The following is a 2,405-nucleotide window of genomic DNA, read 5'->3' on the forward strand; positions in this document are numbered from 1 at the left end:
GGCCAGCGTTGGTGACGGCATTCTGGGTATCGATCTGGCAGGCACAATCACTGTGGTCAACCCGGCCGGAGCGCAGATTCTCGGCTACAAGCCGCATGATCTTCTCGGACGAAACCTGCATGAGACCATCCACCATACGCGCGCGGATGGCTCGCCGGAGCCGGCGGAGGGATCGAAGATCCAGGAGGCAGTCCATCTTTCTGAGCCGGTACGTGTCAATGATGAGATCTTCTGGCGGAAGGATGGCACGCACGTGCCGGTGGACTACGTCGCAACACCGTTGCTGGATGATGGAGAGGCGGTGGGTGTCGTCGTCGCTTTTACTGATACCACTGCGCGCCGCGAGCTCGACCAGATGAAGGATGAGTTCGTCTCGACCGTCTCGCACGAGTTGCGTACGCCGCTCACGTCACTGCGCGCGGCGCTGGGGATGGTTGCCAGCGGCGTGCTACAGTCTCGGCCGGAGAAAGCGCAGCAGATGCTGGATATTGCCGTCGGAAACACGGACCGGCTGATCAATCTCGTCAACGACATCCTGGAACTGGAACGTATTGGCAGCGGCAAGGCAGAACTGCATCAGTCCAACGTGTCGGTTGGCGACTTGTGTCATCGTGCAGCGGACCTGCAGCAGACATCGGCTGCAAAGGCGGGGATTGGATTCCGCTTTCAGGCAGAGAATGTCTTTGCCTGGGCCGATCCGGATCGCATTCTGCAGTTGCTGACAAACCTGATCTCCAATGCCATCAAGTTTTCGCCTGCGGAAAGTGAAATATTTCTTGCTGCCACGTATGAAGCGGATGGTGAAGCTTGCATCGCTGTTCACGATCAGGGTCGTGGTATTCCCGCGGATAAGCTGGATCTGATCTTCGAGCGTTTTCAGCAGGTGGATGCTTCGGATTCGCGGGCCAAAGGAGGCACCGGCCTGGGCTTGGCCATCTGCAAATCCATCGTGCAACAGCATGGCGGTGAGATCTGGGTAGAGAGCGAGCTGGGACGGGGATCGACGTTCTATTTCACGCTACCCAGCCGGCCCAGCAGCAATCTGCGTTAGGGCGTATTTCTGAGATTCGCACCAAAATGATGTCATCCTGAATGAAGTGAAGGACCTGCTTTTCAATGCTTCGGACAGCAAATACTCTTCACTCCTTATGGCGCGAACTTTAGAAACGCGCTCTAAGGATTACTTTGCGCTGCCCGGCTTAGGCAACGCGCAGCACTCGCCGGCGAGAGGCGCATCGTTTGCACTTGCATCCATCGCTATCTTCCATTCGCCGTTGATCTTTTTCCAGATGGTGATGTAGCGGCCTTCCACAACAACGGGCTGACCATTCTTATCTTTGGAATGCCCCTCGTAATGTCCCCAGGTAAAGCCCATGTCGCCGCTCGGACCCATCTGCGCGCCCTGCGGCTGCCAGGTTAGCTGATAGTCCTTGGGGTCCCACTTTGCCTGCTCGCCAATCGCAAGCTTGCCGAAGGTAGCGGCACGTCCGTTGTTCAATACCACGGCATCATCAGCAAACCAGCTCGCGAAGGCTTTGCCGCCGCCCTTCTCAACAGCCTGATTGAAGCGGCCTTCCAGTTCCATCAGGAAGACCACCCCTGGTGACAGGGTCGGCACTGTCAAGGGGCTTTGCGCCTGCTGGCTCGGCTGATTGCTCTGCCCGAAGCCTAGTTGCGCGGTGGCAGTGTGGGTAGCCACGGCGGTCACGGCCACCCAAAGCAGAAGGAATGATCGACGCATCTCCAGAAACCTCTCTTCGAGACAGATGATATGCTCCGCACGATGGCTCTTCCAAAAATGCAACAAGCACTGGCCGTGGGCGGTGTGACTCTTTTCACTGCCGCGGCGGCGGCTAGTCTTGCAACTGTCTCTCCTTCTCTTTTAACGCTGGAAGAGGCGTGTCGTCTGCTCGGACTCGGGCTTCTTGCCGTCTTCGCCTGGAAAAGCCGTTCGATAACGCCGTGGATCTTTTTTGCGATGCTCGCCGGCGGGGAATTAGGCCATGATGCTCCGGTTTTTTCTTCGAACCTGAAGTTTCTCTCAGACATTTTTTTACGTCTCATCAAAACGATCGTCGCACCCCTGATTCTTGCCTCCCTCATCAACGGCATCGCCGGCCACGGCGAGTTAAAGCAGGTAGGCCGCATGGGTGTGAAAGCGCTGATCTATTTCGAGGTGGTGACGACCTTTGCGCTCGCCATCGGCATGGCTGCGATCAATATCAGCAAGGCGGGCGTGGGATTGACGCTGCCTGCTGCCAGCGGAGCGTTGCCGCCGGCAGCTCCGATGCACTGGCAGGACTTCCTGGTCCACGTCTTTCCGGAGAACATCGCCAAATCGATTGCCGAGGGTCAGATCCTGCAGGTTGCGGTCTTTGCCACGATCTTCGGGATTGCCCTGGCGC

The 2,405-nt window shown here is 57.5% G+C and carries 3 protein-coding genes; 2 read left to right on the forward strand and 1 reads right to left on the reverse strand.

Features of this window, described 5'->3' with window-relative positions; all coding sequences use genetic code 11:
• The coding region (locus tag AB4043_RS22565; protein ID WP_442308159.1) for an ATP-binding protein at nt 1-1,051 on the forward strand (1,051 nt) is incomplete at its 5' end.
• A gap of 129 nt (nt 1,052-1,180) precedes the next feature.
• Here AB4043_RS22565 and AB4043_RS22570 read toward each other — a convergent pair.
• Nucleotides 1,181-1,741 carry a YybH family protein gene (locus tag AB4043_RS22570; protein WP_442300823.1) on the reverse strand — a complete coding sequence of 187 codons (561 nt, stop codon included), beginning with the start codon at nt 1,739-1,741 and terminating at the stop codon, nt 1,181-1,183.
• A 42-nt stretch (nt 1,742-1,783) separates the two neighbouring features.
• On the opposite strand from AB4043_RS22570, the gene AB4043_RS22575 reads away from it, so the two are divergent.
• On the forward strand, nt 1,784-2,405 hold a 622-nt coding region (locus AB4043_RS22575; RefSeq protein ID WP_442308160.1), incomplete at its 3' end, for a dicarboxylate/amino acid:cation symporter.

The sequence above is a fragment of the Terriglobus sp. YAF25 genome (genome assembly GCF_052113305.1).
Classification (GTDB): domain Bacteria; phylum Acidobacteriota; class Terriglobia; order Terriglobales; family Acidobacteriaceae; genus Terriglobus.